The sequence below is a fragment of the Gordonia sp. (in: high G+C Gram-positive bacteria) genome, assembly GCF_047600385.1.
Taxonomy (GTDB): Bacteria; Actinomycetota; Actinomycetes; order Mycobacteriales; family Mycobacteriaceae; genus Gordonia.
Genome location: NZ_JASGKZ010000001.1, coordinates 38939 through 54220, shown reverse-complemented (window position 1 = coordinate 54220; position 15282 = coordinate 38939). Strand labels below are relative to the sequence as shown.

Below are 15282 nucleotides of genomic sequence, written 5' to 3'. Positions count from 1 at the left end.
CTTTCGATCCCTGAGCCGGGCGACGAAGGAGCCCGCGTCGAAGGGTCGTTGCGCGCTCTTCCGTTCGGAGGGGAGGCTTCGACTCGGATTCGTCACTGCGTTCCTCACCCGGCTCAGCCGTCGGTGGGGGCGGTGTCGTCCATAGGCTGGGGCGGGATCGGCCGACGGCTGGGGTGCGGGGTCGGTTGTCGGCGGTGGTGTGTGGTCAGCGGGGCCGCATGCCGGGGCTCAGCCGACGGCTGGGGTCACGGCAGGCCGTCGAGCCACCGGTGCACGACGACGCCGGCCGCCTCCGCCAGCCGCGGACCGTGCACGAGCGCATCGGCCCGGATCTCGCGCGGGTCGATCCCGGCGACGGCGAGCTCGTGCGCGTGCCCGATCAGCCAGCTCTCGATCCGCGTGTGGTCGGCCTCCAGATGGAACTGCAGACCGAGGACGGTGTCGCCCACGGCGAACGCCTGATTCGGGAACCCGGGCGTCTCGGCGAGGCGTGCGGCACCGGCCGGGATGCCGAACTGGTCGCCGTGCCAGTGCAGGACGGGCAGGCCGTCGAGCGGGGCGAGCACCGAGTCGCGTCCGGCGTCGGTCAGGGTGAGCGGTCCGTAGCCGATCTCCTTGCGGCCGGTGGACTCCACCGGGGCGCCGAGCACATCGGCCGTCAACTGGGCGCCGAGGCAGACCCCGAGGGTCGGTCCGCCGGCCCGCAGGCGGGCGGCGATCGCCGTCTTCTCCGCGTCCAGGAAGGGGTAGGCGTCGGTCTCGTAGACGCCGATCGGGCCGCCGAGCACCACCAGGAGGTCGGCGCCGGTGAGGGCGTCGTCGTCGAACGGGTCGATCCCGGCGTCGAGGTAGGCGACGTCGTAGCCGCGGGCGGCGAGGATCGGGGCCAGCAGGCCGAGATCTTCGAAGGGAACGTGCCGGATCGCGAGGGCCTGCTGTGCCATGGGAGGACTCCTGGTGACGGGGAGCGGTCAGGGGGTCACCGAGAACCAGCCGGAGAGCGTCGCGACCGGTTCGCCGACGGCGAGGTCGTCGGTGTCGGGATCGGTGTCGTCGGAGGGGGCGAACGGATTCGCCTCCCGCACGATAGCGCGCGGGCAGTCGAAGCGTCCGGCGGCGCCGAGCGCGGTGACCGTGGTGAGCCGCAGCGCACACCGGTCGGAGTGGTAGTAGACGCCGTCGACCGAGATCCCGACCGCGGCATCGACGGGATGGTTCAACGGTCCGACGGTGGGGTAGTAGCCGTCGCCGAGCGGCGGCAGCACTCCGCCGGTCAGCGCGGTGGTGCGGAACTCCACCTGGGCGCCCTCCCCGTCGGGGCCGGCGAAGGTGAACAACAGCATGTCGACCGGGACCTGGGGGTCCGCCGGTCCGGACTTGGCGAACCGGACGCACACCGGACGGCCGGCATCCGGCCGGACCCCGGCGTGGATCGACCCCCGGGTGTAGTTCAGGCCGTAGCCGGTGCGCACGACGGTGCCGCTCGGCGGAGTGGAGGCGCAGTCGCGCTCGGCGTGCCGGGTGGCCGACGGCAGGGTGCGCGGGATCGTCGCATGTCCCGGTGCCGCGCGGCCGCCCGGGCCGTGGGCCGGGTCGTCGGGCGTCGTCGAGCAGCCCGCGGTCAGCGCTGCGGTGGACAGCACGGAGGCGGCGGCGAGGAACGCGACGAGCCGGCGCATCAGTCGGCGGCGGCGACGAGGGGGGCGAGGGTGAGGGAGGGGAACTCCTTCTCGATGAACTGCAGGCGCCACTTGTCGCTGAACAGCGCCAGGATCGCGCCGTCGCTGCGGTGGAACACCTCGACGCCGCGCTGCCTGGCCAGTTCGGGTGCGCTGGCCTCGTCGGTGCGGCGGGCCAGCGAGTAACCGAGCGGCTCGATGACGGTGTCGACGTTGAACTCGGTCTTCATCCGAGCGGTGACCACCTCGAACTGCATGGGTCCCACCGCGGCCAGCACCGGCGAGGCGTCGCCGCGCAGGTCGTTGCGCAGCACCTGGACCACGCCCTCGGCGTCGAGCTGGTCGATGGCCTTGCGGAACTGCTTGTACTTGTCGGCGGTGGTCACGCGCAGCGCGGAGAAGTGCTCCGGCGCGAACGACGGGATCGGCGGGTACTGCACCTTCGGATCGGTGAACAGGGTGTCGCCGGGGGCCAGCGCCATCGCGTTGACCAGGCCCACCACGTCGCCGGGGTAGGCGGTGTCGACGGTGGAGCGGTCACGCCCGAAGACGGCCTGGGCGTACTTGGTGGCGAACGGTTTGCCGGTCTGGGCGTGCGTGACCACCATGCCGCGCTCGAACTCGCCGGACACGATCCGCATGTAGGCCAGGCGGTCGCGGTGGCTGGAGTCCATGCCGGCCTGGACCTTGAAGACGACCGCGCTGAACGGGTCGGTCACGGCGCGCTCGACGTCGTCGATCCCGGTGCGGCCCGCGGGCGCGGGCGCGAACTCGACCAGGGCCTCGAGCAGCTGTCGGACGCCGAAGTTCAGCATCGCCGAGGTGAAGATCATCGGCGACGTCTGACCCGCCAGGAACATCTCCTGGTCGTGGTCCTGCCCCATCTCGCCGAGCAGCTCGGACTCCTCGACGGCGGCGGTCCACGCGTCGCCCTCCGACGCGAGCGCCTCGGCGGGGCTCAAGACGGTCTCCGGTGCGATCGTGGAGCCGCCCGCGGTGCGGGTGAACTTGACGAAGTCCCCGGTACGACGGTCCAGCAGCCCCCGGTAGTCGCCCGCGATGCCGACCGGTACGTACAGCGGCGTCGGGATGAGGCCGATGCGTTCGGTGATCTCGTCGATCAGTTCCAGCGGCGAGCGGCCGGGACGGTCCCACTTGTTGATCACGGTGATCACCGGGATGCCGCGGTGGCGGCAGACCTGGAAGAGTTTGAGCGTCTGCGGCTCGAGGCCCTTGGCGGCGTCGATCAGCATGACGGCGGCGTCCACCGCGGTGAGCACGCGGTAGGTGTCCTCGGAGAAGTCCGAGTGACCGGGCGTGTCGACCAGGTTGATCACGTTCGGTTCGTCGTCGGACACCGGTTCCCGCCCGTCCGGGCCGGTCGGGGTGTAGTTGAACTGCAGCGCGGTGGAGCTCACCGAGATGCCGCGGGCCTTCTCCATCTCCATCCAGTCCGAGACGGTGGAGCGTCGACCGCCCTTGCCGTGCACCGCACCGGCCTCGCTGATCATGCGGGCGTGCAGCGCCAGGGCCTCGGTCATCGTCGACTTGCCCGCGTCCGGGTGGGAGATGATCGCGAAGGTCCGGCGGCGCTTGACCTCGCGCGCGATCGTGCTTGCAGACGCTGCCGAAATACCTTCAGAACTCACCCGTCCACGCTATCGGCCGGGTGGTCTGCCAGGCAAAACCGAAACCCGACGGACCGGCCCGCCGACCGCCGACAACGCGACGGACGCGCCTCGACCTCGACGAACCGACCGATCATCTGTCGATCGCCCCGCTCGACGACCTCGCCGACCGGCCGACGGTGGTGATCGGGGAGGCGTAACGTCGCGAAAGACGGTCGGAGACCGCTCCGGCCCCGGGCAAGAGGAGCGACACATGGCCTACTCGTTCACGTTCGACGACATCTCGGGGCGCCCCGTCGCGGTGGTGGGCGCCGGGACGCTGGGGCGGCGGATCGCGCTGATGTTCGCCACACGCGGCGGCACCGTCGCGCTGTACGACCCGAACGTCGACGTCGCCCGGGACGCCGTCGCCTTCGTGGAGAAGACGCTGCCGGGGGTGCTCGAGGAGCGCGGCTCGGGCAGCCCCGGCACCGTGGTGCCGCACGACGACCTCGCCGCCGCCCTCGGCGGGGCCTGGCTGGTGGTCGAGGCGGTCCCCGAACGCCTCGACATCAAGATCCCGCTGTGGGGCGAGATCGACGCGGCGGCCGACGCCGACGCGCTCTTCGCGACCAACTCGTCGTCGTACGCGTCGAGCACCATGAGCGAGCGCATCACCGACAAGTCCCGGTTCTGCAACCTGCACTTCTACATGCCGCCGACGGCGGATGCGGCCGACCTGATGTCCGACGGCGAGACCGACCCCGCGGTGCTCGAGACGCTCAAGACCGTGCTGCCCGAGTTCGGCGTGCACCCGTTCGTGGCCCGCCGGGAGAGCACCGGTTTCATCTTCAACCGGGTGTGGGCCGCGGTGAAGCGGGAGTCGCTGGCGGTGGTCGCCGAGGGCGTCGCCGACCCGGAGGACGTCGACGGCATGTTCAAGATCAACTGGGGGATGCGGGCCGGCCCCTTCCAGATGATGGACCAGGTGGGACTGGACGTGGTGCTCGACATCGAGGAGCACTACGCCGCCGAGAACCCGCACCTGCCCGCCGGTCCGCGCGCCCTGCTCGAGAAGTACGTCGACGCCGGTCGGCTCGGCGTCAAGTCGGGGGAGGGCTTCTATCGCTACGCCGGACCGGGCGTCCCGGGGCCGGGAGAATCGGTGCCGCGTGAGGAGAGGCTGACGCTCGAATGACCGCACTGCTCGCGCTGTCGTTGCGTTCGGAGTCGATCCTCCGCATCGATCCGTCGAGCGGCGAGGTGACCGTGCTCCTCGCCCGGACGGGGCCGGCGCCGGACGGCATCGTCGTCCACGACGATCACGTGTACTGGACGACGATGGGCGCCCCCGTCGTCACCGGGCCCGGTGAGCGAGGCCGGGACTACTCGCCCCGCAACGGCGGGGTGCACGGTGCCGCGCTGGACGGCACCGGTGCGGCCGACGTGGTACCGGCCGGCGGCCTCACCACCGGGAAACAACTGGCGTGCGACGAGAAGGGCACCCTCTACTGGTCGGACCGGGAGGGCCACCGGGTCTCCCGGGTGCCGTCCGCCGGCGGCGACCCGGAGGACCTGATCGTCAACCACACGGGTGAGCCGGCGCTGGACGAGTGCGTGGGGGTGGCCGTCGACCCGGCGGCCGGACACCTGTACTGGACGCAGAAGGGGCCGTCGAAGGGCGGCCGCGGCCGGATCCTGAGGGCGGGGCTCGCGGTGCCGTCGGGGCAGACCCCGCAGGCGCGGTCGGACGTCGAGGTGCTGTGGGACGGACTGCCCGAGCCGATCGACCTGGAGATCGTCGGCGACCGGCTGTACTGGACCGACCGGGGCGCCGACGACGCCGGCGGGAACAGCCTCAACCGCGCCCCGATCCCGGGACCGGGGGAGCACGGCGGTGCGCCCGAGATCCTGGCGACGGGGTTCGCCGAGGCGATCGGGCTGGCCGTGGACGCCGACGCCGGAGTCGCCTACGTCTCGGCGCTGGGCGGCGACGTCGTGGCGGTGCCGCTCGAGCCCGGCGCGGGGGCGCCGCGCGTGGTGGTCTCGCTGGGCGAGCCGCTCAGCGGCCTGGCGCTGCTCCGCTGAGCGTCCGGGAAGCCGAGCGTCCGGGAACGGGAACTCACTCGAACGGGATCTGGGGCATGGTGACGACCTGGGCGGCGTAGCTCAGGCCGGCACCGTAGCCCAGGAGCAGCGCGGTGTCCCCGGGCTTGGCGGCACCGGTGGAGAGCAACTCCTCCATCGCCAGCGGGATCGAGGCCGCCGAGGTGTTGCCGGTGGTCTCGATGTCGTTGGCGACGACGGTGGTCTCCGGGAACTTGAGGGTCCGCGCGAGCAGTTCGTTGATGCGCGAGTTGGCCTGGTGCGGCACGAAGACGTCGATGTCGGCGGCGTCGACCTTGGCGGCGTCGAGCGCCTTCTGCGCCGCCTTGCCCATCTCGAAGGCGGCCCAGCGGAACACCGCGGTGCCCTCGAGCCGCAGGAAGGGCCGCTGGACGCGGTCGCCGTCGAGGAAGGTGACCCAGTCGATGTCCTGGCGGATCGCGTTGTACTGGCTGCCGTCGCTGCCCCACACCACCGGGCCGAGTTCGAGCGTCTCGGTGGGGCCCACCACCACGGCGCCCGCGCCGTCGCCGAAGATGAAGCAGTTGGTGCGGTCGGTCATGTCCAGGGCGATGGAGAGCTGCTCGGCGCCGATCACCAGGACGTGGGTGGCGCTGCCGCCGCGGATCATGTCGGTGGCCAGCGACATCGCGTAGCCGAAGCCCGCGCAGCCGACGGTCACGTCGAAGGCCGGGACGCCGTTGGCGCCCAGCTCGGTGGCGATCTTGGTGGCCCCGGCCGGGGTCAGCAGCAATGCGTGTTGGTCGCCAGGATCACCGCGTCGATGTCGGAGCCGGAGAGCAGGGCGTTCGCGATGGCCTTGCGGCCCGCGTGGACGCCCATCTCCACGACGTCCTCGTCGCGCCGCGCGAAGCGCCGCGACTTGATGCCGGTGCGGGTGTAGATCCACTCGTCCGACGAGTCGATGTGCTCGCAGATCTCGTCGTTGGTCACGACGCGTTCGGGGCGGTAGGCCCCGATCCCGCGGATGCCGTATGTCGAGATGCCCGGTGCCTGTGTGAATTCCACCATGCGCACCAATGTCTCACGCGTAGTTCGTACGCGGAAGTAGTTCCGCGAGGATCAGGCCTCGATGGCGGCGAGGTGCGGCGGCAGCGGTCCGACCGGCTGCTCGTCGAGGCCGTCGAAGCTGGAGATCTTCGGGGCCGGCGGCAGGGTCACGATGGCGCCGGCGTAGCTCAGGCCCGCGCCGAAGCCGAGCATCAGCGCGGTGTCGCCGCCCTTGGCCTTGCCGGTCGCGAGCATCTCCTCGATCGCCAGCGGGATGGAGCCGGCCGAGGTGTTGCCGGTGTTCTCGATGTCGTTCGCCATCGGCAGGTCGTCGGGGAAGCCGAGGTTCTTCTTCATCAGCTCACTGATCCGGGCGTTGGCCTGGTGCGGGACGAAGACGTCGATGTCGTCGACCCCGGCACCGGAATCGGTGAGCAGCGACTTCAGCGCCTTGGGCAGGGTCACCGCGGCCCAGCGGAACACGGCCGGGCCCGCCATGCTGATGATCAGGCGGCCGACGGGGTCGGTCTCGGGATCCTTGTGCTGGTACTCCACCGCGCGCGCCATGTACTCGACGGTGTCGAAGTTCTGGCTGATCGCGCCGGCGTGCTCGCCGTCGCTGCCCGAGACGATCGGGGAGATGCCGTTCTTCTCGGTGGGGCCCACCACCACCGCGCCCGCGCCGTCGCCGAAGATGAAACCGGTGCTGCGGTCCTTCGGGTCGAGGCCCACCGACATGGTCTCGGCGCCGATCACCAGGGCGTACTGGGCGCTGCCGGCGCGGATGGCGTCGACGGCGGTGCCGAGTCCGTAGCCGAAGCCGCCGCAGCCCGCGGTGACGTCGAAGGCGGTGATGCCGTTGAGCCCGACGTCGTAGGCGATGGTCGGGGCGCCGTGCGGCACGTTGTACGGCCAGCTGCTGGTCGCGAAGACCAGCAGGTCGATCTTCTCGCGGTCGATGCCGGAGTTGACGATCGCGCGCTCGGCGGCCTTGCCCGCGATGTAGCGCATGTCCTCGTCACCGGTCACGAACCGGCGGTTGCGGATGCCGCTGCGCTCGTAGATCCACTCGTCCGAGGAGTCCATGACCTTGCAGAGTTCGTCGTTGCTGACGAGCCGCCCGGGTCGGTAGGCGCCGATACCGAGCATCGACACGTTCGCATGACCCGTAGTGGTGACCAGTTCTGCCACGGAAGTCCGTCCTTCTGCTAGTGCAACGGCACCGGGAGTGGCGTCGTCCATCGTTACGGAATGTTAACCAACCGTCGACGGGAAGGTAGGGGTCGGAGGTCCTTTTCGAGGTCGTCCGCCGAGGTCTTCGTCACCTGTTCACCGTGGCGACACCGTTCCCGGAAGGCGCGAAGAGACACCGGTCACGCATGCGCGGAGGCGTCGTGGACCGCGGCGACCACCCGGCGGTACCAGTCGTACGACGCCCTCGGCGTGCGCTCGGCGGTGGTGAAGTCGACGTGGACGAGACCGAAGCGCCGGGTGAGGCCGTCGGTCCAGTGGAAACCGTCGATCAGCGACCGGACGGTGTACTCGTCCACCCGGATGCCCGCGTCGCGGGCGGCGGCCACCGCGCGCAGATGGCCGGCCAGGTAATCGATGCGGTCGACGTCGTCGCAGGTCCCGGCCGTGTCGGGGTCGTCGAACGCCGCGCCGTTCCCGCTGATGATCACCGGCGGCAGATGCCGGCCGTAGCGTCCGGCGAAGTCGGCGAGCAGCGCGGTGAGCGCGGACGGCATGATCGGCCAGTCGTCGCCGCAGCCGGTGACCGGGACGCCCGGCGTCGGGAGCAGGCTGAACGGGACCGGACTGCGTTCCGGCGGTGCGGCGACGGTGTTCGGGTTGTAGAAACCGATGCCGTAGAAGTCCGGGCGCGCCGAGATCAGGGCCAGGTCGCCGTCGTGGATCGCGGGTGCGAGGTCGCCGAACGGCGCGAGATCGGGGTACCGGCCCAGCAGGACCGGCTCGACGAAGATCCGGTTGTGGACGAGGTCGTAGGCCTCGGCGGCGGCGACGTCGGCCGGGAAGCTCGACGCCGGGAGGACCAGCGTGTGATTGTTCGCCAGGCCCACGGTCTCCGCGCCCGCCTCGCGCAGCACCGGCATCGCGAGACCGTGGGCGAGCAGCTGGTGGTGGACGGTGGGCAGCGCGCCGTACAGCAGGAACTGCGCCGGGGCGTGGGTGCCGATCCCGTAGCCGAGCAGCGACGTCGTGTTCGGTTCGTCGAGCGTGTACCAGTGCTTCACGCGGTCGCCCAGCCGCTGGGCGACCAGCGCCGCGTACTCGGCGAAGCGGTAGGCGGTGTCCCGGTCGAGCCAGCCGCCCGAAGCCTGCAGCGCCGACGGCAGACCCCAGTGGTCCAGGGTGGGGAACGGTGTGACGCCCGCCTCGAGCAGGGCGTCGACGAGCCGCGAGTAGTGGTCGAGCCCGAGGGGATTGGGCGGACCGGCGCCGTCGGGCAGCACCCGCGACCAGGAGAGCGAGAAACGGAATCGGTCCAGGCCGAGACCGGCGGCGAGGGCGACGTCGTCGGACCAGCGGCGATAACTGTCGGCGGCCGGTTCGGCGATCGACTGGTCGGCCACGCTGCCCGGGATCTCGACGAAGTCGTCCCAGATGCTGCGGCCGCGGCCGTCGGCGTCCCGGCCGCCCTCGACCTGGAACGCCGAGGTGGCCGCGGAGAACCGCAGGCCGCGCAGGGAGTCGACGGGGAGGGATCCGGTCGGGCGGGCGTCGTCGGGTGCGGCGGCGGCATTGGTCACGGGGGTCAGGCTAGCCGCGCGATGCTCGAACCGTCGGGTGAACGGCCGGGAAACCGGTGGTTCGCCTCACCGGGCGACGACGACCATCGCCGCCCGCACCGACCGGTCGCCGACCACCAGACCCGGACGCAACAGTTCGACGACCGTGCCCGCGGGCGACTCGCCCGCGGGCACGGTGTCGACGGCCTCCATGGTGCGGGCCGAGAAGTCGTCGCCTGCGGCGGGGACGACCACCGTGCCGCCGCGCCCGGTGATCAGCCGTTCCAGGCCGTCGCGGAGGGCGCCGAAGGCGGCGGCGTCCGGGCCCGGCGCGGCGGCGCAGGTCGCGGCATCGGTGTAGAGCGCGAACAGCTCCACCAGCAGCGGGAGGTCGGCCTGCTCGGCGGCCCGCGCCCGTTCGGCGTCGGCGAGCTCGGCCAGGATCTGCGACTGGGCCGCGACCAGCATCGTCAGGTCGTGCACGCGGTCGGCGAGGAGCCGCGTGGGATCCCCTCCGGAGTCGGGCGAGTCGGTCACACCGTCGAGCATAGAGGCGGTGCCCGCCGACGGCCGGGCGGTCTCAGGCCCCGCTGATAGCATTCCCGCTCGTGGGCGTATACGGAATCGATCTCGGTACCACGAACTCGGCGATCTCGACGATCGACGCCCAGGGGCGCCCGCGGGTGATCACCGGCTTGAGCGGTACCGAGACCACACCGTCGGTGGTGCTGCTGACCTCCGCGCACGACCACGTCGTGGGCGAGGGCGCACGACGACAGGCGCGGCTCGACCCGGACAACGTGTGTGCGCTGGTCAAACGCCGGATGGGGGATCCGGACTGGCGGTTCGTCGCACACGGTCAGACCTGGTCGGCGCCGGCGATGTCGGCGCTCGTCCTCAAATCGCTGGTCTCCGACGCCGCCTTCGCCGGGGAGCAGGTGCAGCGCGCGGTGATCACCGTCCCGGCCTACTTCGGCGACGACGAACGGCGCGCGACCATCCAGGCCGGCACCTACGCCGGACTCGAGGTGGCCGGGGTGCTGTCCGAGCCGATCGCCGCCGCGCTCTCGTACGGGTTCTCCCGCCTCACCGACCCGACCGGCGACGCCGCCGACGCCGAGACCGTCCTGGTCTACGACCTCGGCGGCGGCACCTTCGACGCCACCGTGATCGAGTTGGTGGACCGTCGTATCTCGGTGCTGTCGGTGGACGGCGACAACCAGCTCGGCGGCGCCGACTGGGACGAGCGGCTCGCCCTGCACCTCTCCCGCGAGTTCTGCGCGCAGCACCCCGACGCCGAGGACCCGCTGGACGACTCGGCGGGTTCGCAGAATGCTGGTCCTGGCCGCCGAACGCGCACGGCATGAACTCACCGACGCCGAGTCGACCAACGTCATCGTCGCGCACGACGGCGTCCGCGCCGTGGTCACGGTGACCCGGGAGCAACTGGAGGAGCTGACCTCGGGGCTGCTCCGGCGGACCGTCGACCTCACCCTGTCGTGCCTGCGGGCGGCGCGGGCCCGCGGAGTGGACCGCGTCGACCGGGTGCTCCTGGTGGGCGGCGCGTCACGGATGCCGATGGTCGCCCGTGCGCTGGAGGCCGCTGTGCACCTGACCCCGGAACTCTCCGATCCGGACCTCGCGGTGGCCCGCGGGGCGGCCGTCTACGGCGAGAAACTCGAGGTGGAGCGGCTGGTCGCGGGCGATCTGCAGACGCGCGGTCGGCTCCCGGCGAGCGGCCGCGTGCTCGATGCGCACCCCGACGACCTCGACGATGCCTGCCGCCGCGTCGGGACCGCGTTCCGGATGCCGGTGGCCGGGATCCGGCGGATCCTGGAGGTCTCCGTCGACACCGTCGTCTCTCGCGGCTTCGGCGTCCTCGCGATGAGCAGCGCGTCCGGGCGGCTGGAGGTCACCTGGCTGGTGCACCGGAACCAGACGCTGCCGATCCGGGTCGGGCGCTCGTTCGGCACCGTCCGCCCCGATCAGGATCAGATCGAGCTCACCGTCTTCGAACAGCTCGGCCAGGAGGCCACGCCGCGCCCCGAGGACGCCAAAGTGCTGATGGAGGGCCGGATCACCGACATCCCGCCCGGCTACGCCGAGGGCAGCGAGGTGCAGGTGCTCTTCGCGATGGGATTCGACGGCGTCCTGCGGGTGACGGCCTACCACGTCGATGCCGGGATCCCGCTCACCATGTCGGCGAAGACCGGGGCGACGCTCTCGCAGTCGGAGGTCAACCGCGAACTGGATCAGGTGCGTCGGACACGGCGCCGAGAAGAGTAGGACCGCAGCCGTGCAGCCATTCGACGCCAACGACTACCGGAAGCGGGTCCTGGCCGCCGTCCTGAGACGCGGCGGGGCACAGACCTCGAACGTCTTCGAGCTCTACGACCTCCCGATCGACGAGGCCGCGACCCTGCCGGACGCCGCGGTGCTCGCCCGGATCGACGAGGTGTGGGCGTTCTGGCAGAAGCATCGGGACCACCCCAAGTACCGCAGCCTGGTCGCCGAACTGGTCGCCACGCACGAGGTCCGGAGCGCGCCGCTGCGCCGCGCCGTCGACCGGGCCGCGGCGGCGACGGCGGCCCGCGGCCGCGACGCCGAACGCGAAGCGGAACGATTCGAGCTGGTCGACGCCGCGGCGGAACGGCTCGTCGCACGGTACGGCGGCATCCCGTCGTCGAAACGCGCGGGCCTGGACGACCTCGGCGCGGTGACCGGACTCTCGCCGGCGGAGGTGGCCGAGCGGGTGCGCAGGCATCCGATGTTCGACGACGCGGTCACCGTCCCGGCGGCACCGCGCCCGGCCGCCGCGGTGAGCTCGGAGCGGATGGAGCAGATCCGGCGGCTCCTCGCCGAGTTCGATCGCCTGCAGGCCGACGTCACGGCCCCGACGCTGACCGCGCTGCTGCAGTTGACGCTCGACGACGTCGCCGATCGTGACGAGATCGCCCTGCGGGTCGAGGGTCTGGGACGACGCGCCCGGGAGCTCCCGGCCGGACGACTGCGCGCGGTGGTCGACGAGCTGCTGGTGCACGCCCGCGAGGTGCTGCTCGGCGACCGTGCGACCGCCGAGTACTACCGGCGGGCGGTGACCGACGAGGTCGCGGACCATCTGCGGCCGCGGCTGCGGGCCGCGGTGCTGGTGGAGGACGAACTACTCGACGCCGACCGCCTGTACCTGGTGGACGAGGCGCAGGAGCGCGGGATGGGCCCGACCGGTGCGCGGGAACTGCTGCGGGTGCTCGCGGCGGAGATCGGTGTGACGGCGGAGGCGCCGCACGCTCCCGCGACCGCCGCGGTCCCGGCCTCGGTGACCTCCGGGATCCCCGCGGCCGCTCCGGCGACGCGGAGCACGGCCACCGTGCCCGAGACGGTGCCGACCGGCGGCGGGGACTGGGAATCGGCTCTGCGCGCGGCGCGGACGGCACTCCGCGACGGCCGCCTGGATGCGGCGCGGGCGCACTGCATCGACGCGCTGACGGCGGCGGACGGCGACGCGCAGGCGATCCGGCGGATCCGCGCGGTGTCCGACGAGGTGGAAGACGCGCTCGCGCAGAGGGACCGGCCGCAGGATCCGCCCTCTCGGGGACTCCCGGCCCAGAACCCCCCGATGCCGAACACCCCGGTACCGAGTTCGCCGGTATCGAGTTCACCGGAGCCGAGCCCGCAGGATCTCCCGCGACCGACCGCGCAGGCGGCGTCCGCCGCCGACTCGGGTGCGGTCGATGCGCCCGGGGAGGTCACGGTGTCCCCGGCCGGATCGGGCACCGTGCGGGTGCGGTGGCGGGCGTCGTCGACGCCGGGCGTGATCTATCGGGTGGTCCGGCTGCTGCCCGACGGACGCACCCAGGTGGTGGGCCGCACCGAGGCCACCGGCATCGACGACGGCGGGGTGCCGCCGGGCGCGTCGCCGGAATACGGGGTCGTCGCGATCCTCGACGGCCGCAAATCGGTGATGGTCCGGTCCGGCGGCGCGACGTCGTCGAACGCCGCGGATCCGGGACGACCGGTTTTCAGCAGACCGACGCCGACCCCGGTCTCACCGCGCCTCCAGGCCGCCTCCGCATCGGAGCTCACCGACGACCTTCCGGGTGTGGCGGTGCGCGGCTTCACCGACGGGCTGCTCGGCTTCGACTGGCCGGAGGGGATCACCGAGGTGATGGTGTACCTGCGAGAGGACGCGCCGCCGGCGCATCCGACCGACCCGGCGGCCCGGGCGTTCAAGGTGACCAACACGAAGTACTCGCTCGACGGCGGCTTCCGGGTGCCGGGCGACGCGGGGGCGTCGTGCTATGCCGCGGTGGTGAGCTGCCGTCGTGACCCGAAGGGCGGACTGCAGGTGGCGAGGGTCTTCGGTCCGCGCTCGGTGATGCTGCTGCGCCGCTGAACGGGCGCAGCCCGCCGGGCGGGTGGAGTCCGACGAGCAGGGGGCTACCAGGCGTGCACGACGTTCTGGGCCGCTTCCAGTCCCTGCTTCACCAGGAGTTCGGCGGCGTCGACGCCGTTGCCGACCAGCAGATCCACCTCGGCGCGGTCGGCCGCGGGGAAGGGCTTGAGGACGAAGTCCGCCGGATCCTGACGGCCCGGGGGACGACCGATGCCCAGGCGCACGCGCAGATAGTCGCGGGAGCCGAACGCGGAGGTGAGGGAGCGGAGGCCGTTGTGGCCGCCCTCGCCGCCGCCGCGCTTGAGCCGCACCTGGCCGAAGTCGATGTCGAGTTCGTCGTGCAGCACGATCACGTCCTCGGCGGCCACTCCGTAGTACTTGGCCAGCGGTCCGATCTGGCGACCGGTGACGTTCATGTAGGTCCGTGCCTTGGCGACCAGGACGGGATCCGCCCCGCCGACCCGGACGGTCGCCACCTCGGCGCCCGACTTCTTGTGCACGGTGTACTTCTCGCCGTACGAGAAGACCAGGCTGTCGGCGACCATCGCCCCGACGTTGTGCCTGGTCTTCTCGTAAGCGGGACCGGGATTGCCCAGTCCGACGATCAGCGTGGGAATTACTCCGCCGCTTCCTCGGCGGCCTCGTCGCCCTCGGCGGCAGCGCCCTTCGACTCCTGAACCGCGACGATCAGGGTGTCTGCGGCCGAGATCAGCGACGCGCCCTCCGGCAGCGCCAGGTCGGCGGCGGTGATGTTGGTGCCGGCCTCGACGCCCTCGACGTTGACGACGATGCTCTCCGGGATGTGCAGAGCCTCGGCCTCGAGTTCGACGGTGGAGGCGTCCTGCACGGTGACGGTGCCCGACTGGGCCTCGCCCTCGACGACGATCTGGACCTCGACGGTCACCTTCTCGCCGCGCTTCACGAGCAGCAGGTCGACGTGCTGGATGTAGTTGCGGATCGCGTGGACGTCGACCTGCTTGGTCAGCGCCAGCAGGCTCTCGCCCTCGATGTCCAGGTCGACGATCGCGTTGGTGCCGTTGGCGCGCAGGATGGCGGCCAGCTCCAGGTTCGGGAGCAGCAGGTGCTTGGGATCGGTGCCGTGGCCGTACAGCACGGCCGGGATCTGGCCCTCGCGGCGGGCGCGGCGGGCGGCGCCCTTGCCGCTCTCGGTGCGGAGCGAAGCGGTGAGCTTGGTGGTCGACATGAGTCTCTCCTGTTCGGTAGTGGTTTTCACGGCGGACGACGGCCGAGAGGAGAACCACCACCCGAGGGATCGGGGAGAGAACGTCCTGATCGCGCCGATAACGGTGGACCCCGGATCGATCCGGGTCACCCTCGCCGAGACAACGGGAGCCATTTTAGCATCCCGTTCGGAGACTCTTCTCTCGTCGCTCGGTCCTCCCTCTCGCTCCTCTCGTCGGTCGGTCCTCATCTCGCGCTCCTCTCATCTCGCGCTCCTCTCGTCGGTCGGTCCTCTCGTCGGCCGGTCCTCTCGGTGGTCGTCGGTCCTCTCGGTGGTCGAGCGGAGTCGAGACCAGACGGTCGACGCGATGTGGTCTCGACTCCGCTCGACCACCGAGGGAAGACCCGACCACCGAGGGAAGACCCGACCACCGAGGGAAGACCCGACCACCGAGGGAAGACCCGACCACCGAGGGAAGACCCGACCACCGAGGGAAGACCCGACCACCGAGGGAAGACCCGACCGGCGAGGGGAGGTTCGGCCGGCGGGAGGG

The 15282-nt window shown here is 71.6% G+C and carries 11 protein-coding genes and 2 pseudogenes; 4 read left to right on the top strand and 9 right to left on the bottom strand.

The window, feature by feature from the left end; genetic code table 11:
- Positions 1–245: 245 nt before the first annotated feature.
- Genes QM809_RS00175 through QM809_RS00165 form a run of 3 tightly spaced genes read right to left on the bottom strand, consistent with a single transcriptional unit; the run spans position 246 to position 3328 of the window.
- Positions 246–944, bottom strand: a complete 699-nt coding sequence (locus QM809_RS00175; RefSeq protein WP_415043841.1) for a glutamine amidotransferase — start codon at positions 942–944, stop codon at positions 246–248.
- Positions 945–971: 27 nt separating this feature from the next.
- Positions 972–1679, bottom strand: coding sequence for a hypothetical protein (locus QM809_RS00170; protein WP_415043840.1), 708 nt, complete (start codon positions 1677–1679; stop codon positions 972–974).
- The gene (locus QM809_RS00165) at positions 1679–3328 is read right to left on the bottom strand and encodes a peptide chain release factor 3 (RefSeq protein ID WP_415043839.1); all 1650 of its coding nucleotides are present in this window, start codon (positions 3326–3328) and stop codon (positions 1679–1681) included. Before QM809_RS00165 ends, QM809_RS00170 begins: the two co-directional genes overlap by 1 nt.
- Positions 3329–3560: 232 nt before the next feature.
- Here QM809_RS00165 and QM809_RS00160 point away from each other — a divergent pair, with 232 nt between their 5' ends.
- The gene (locus tag QM809_RS00160) at positions 3561–4484 is read left to right on the top strand and encodes a 3-hydroxyacyl-CoA dehydrogenase family protein (RefSeq protein ID WP_415043838.1); all 924 of its coding nucleotides are present in this window, start codon (positions 3561–3563) and stop codon (positions 4482–4484) included.
- Complete coding sequence (locus QM809_RS00155) at positions 4481–5374, top strand: hypothetical protein (RefSeq protein ID WP_415043837.1); 894 nt, start codon at positions 4481–4483, stop codon at positions 5372–5374. Before QM809_RS00160 ends, QM809_RS00155 begins: the two co-directional genes overlap by 4 nt.
- Positions 5375–5408: 34 nt before the next feature.
- Here QM809_RS00155 and QM809_RS00150 read toward each other — a convergent pair.
- From QM809_RS00150 to QM809_RS00135, 4 genes and pseudogenes are all read right to left on the bottom strand, one after another.
- Positions 5409–6424 (bottom strand): annotated as a pseudogene (locus QM809_RS00150) (beta-ketoacyl-ACP synthase III).
- Between the two features lie 51 nt (positions 6425–6475).
- Positions 6476–7552 (bottom strand): beta-ketoacyl-ACP synthase 3, encoded by a 1077-nt coding sequence (locus QM809_RS00145; protein ID WP_415046969.1) that lies wholly within the window; start codon positions 7550–7552, stop codon positions 6476–6478.
- Between the two features lie 224 nt (positions 7553–7776).
- Positions 7777–9174, bottom strand: a complete 1398-nt coding sequence (locus QM809_RS00140; RefSeq protein ID WP_415043836.1) for a glycoside hydrolase family 1 protein — start codon at positions 9172–9174, stop codon at positions 7777–7779.
- 66 nt (positions 9175–9240) lie between these two features.
- Positions 9241–9690 carry a nucleotide exchange factor GrpE gene (locus tag QM809_RS00135; protein WP_415043835.1) on the bottom strand — a complete coding sequence of 150 codons (450 nt, stop codon included), beginning with the start codon at positions 9688–9690 and terminating at the stop codon, positions 9241–9243.
- 71 nt (positions 9691–9761) lie between these two features.
- Here QM809_RS00135 and QM809_RS00130 point away from each other — a divergent pair.
- Positions 9762–11439: pseudogene (locus QM809_RS00130) on the top strand (Hsp70 family protein).
- Positions 11440–11449: 10 nt separating this feature from the next.
- Positions 11450–13546 carry a hypothetical protein gene (locus QM809_RS00125; RefSeq protein ID WP_415043834.1) on the top strand — a complete coding sequence of 699 codons (2097 nt, stop codon included), beginning with the start codon at positions 11450–11452 and terminating at the stop codon, positions 13544–13546.
- Positions 13547–13590: 44 nt separating this feature from the next.
- Here the strand turns inward: QM809_RS00125 and pth are convergent, their stop codons facing one another.
- Both pth and QM809_RS00115 read right to left on the bottom strand, forming a co-directional pair.
- Positions 13591–14154 (bottom strand): aminoacyl-tRNA hydrolase, encoded by a 564-nt coding sequence (gene pth / locus QM809_RS00120; RefSeq protein WP_415046968.1) that lies wholly within the window; start codon positions 14152–14154, stop codon positions 13591–13593.
- Between the two features lie 8 nt (positions 14155–14162).
- Positions 14163–14750 carry a 50S ribosomal protein L25/general stress protein Ctc gene (locus tag QM809_RS00115; RefSeq protein WP_415043833.1) on the bottom strand — a complete coding sequence of 196 codons (588 nt, stop codon included), beginning with the start codon at positions 14748–14750 and terminating at the stop codon, positions 14163–14165.
- Between the last annotated feature and the right edge of the window lie 532 nt (positions 14751–15282).